The following is an 891-nucleotide window of genomic DNA, read 5'->3' on the forward strand; positions in this document are numbered from 1 at the left end:
AGTCGAGCCGTCGTTAATCGGCGGTCTCATCGTCAAGATCGGCTCTAAGCTGATCGATCATTCGCTGAAGACTAAATTGATGCGCTTGCAGCTCGCCATGAAGGGAGTTGGTTGATGGATATCCGTGCAGCCGAAGTTTCGGCCATTCTGAAAGAACAAATCGCCAATTTCGGGACGAGCGCCGAAGTCGCGGAAGTGGGTAAGGTGCTGTCCATCGGGGACGGTATCGCCCGCGTCTACGGCCTCGACAATGTTCAGGCAGGCGAGCTGGTTGAGTTCCCGAACGGGTCGCGCGGTATGGCGCTGAACCTCGAAACCGACAATGTCGGCGTCGTGCTCTTCGGGGAAGACCGGGGCATTCAGGAAGGCGATACCGTCAAGCGCACCGGCACGATTGTCGACGTTCCCGTCGGCAAGGGTCTGCTCGGCCGCGTGGTCGATGGTCTCGGCAATCCGATCGACGGCAAAGGCCCGCTCACCGATGTGAAGCGCAGCCGCGTTGAAGTGAAGGCACCGGGCATCATTCCGCGTAAGTCGGTGCATGAGCCGATGCAAACGGGTCTGAAGGCCATCGACAGCTTGGTTCCGATTGGGCGCGGTCAACGCGAACTCATCATCGGCGACCGTCAGACCGGTAAGACCGCCGTCGCCATCGATACGATCCTCAATCAAAAGACGATCAACGAAGGCAGCGACGAGTCGAAGAAGCTCTACTGCATCTATGTCGCGATCGGGCAAAAGCGCTCGACCGTGGCGCAGATCGTGAAGACGCTGCAAGATTACGGCGCGATGGATTACACCATTGTTGTGGCCGCAACCGCCTCGGAAGCCGCGCCGCTGCAATTCATCGCCCCCTATGTCGGTTGCGCGATGGGTGAATTCTTCCGCGAT

Annotated in this window: 1 protein-coding gene and 1 pseudogene; both read left to right on the forward strand. The window is 58.9% G+C overall.

What is annotated here, in order from left to right; translation table 11 throughout:
• Window positions 1–115 (forward strand): F0F1 ATP synthase subunit delta (locus tag VZ95_RS19745; RefSeq protein ID WP_045777387.1); only part of this gene is annotated, 115 nt, incomplete at its 5' end.
• Window positions 115–891 (forward strand): annotated as a pseudogene (locus VZ95_RS19750) (F0F1 ATP synthase subunit alpha); the annotation flags it as partial. The gene VZ95_RS19745 and the pseudogene VZ95_RS19750, both read left to right, overlap by 1 nt.

Origin of the sequence: Elstera litoralis (assembly GCF_000963705.1) — a bacterium.
GTDB classification, from domain to species: domain Bacteria; phylum Pseudomonadota; class Alphaproteobacteria; order Elsterales; family Elsteraceae; genus Elstera; species Elstera litoralis.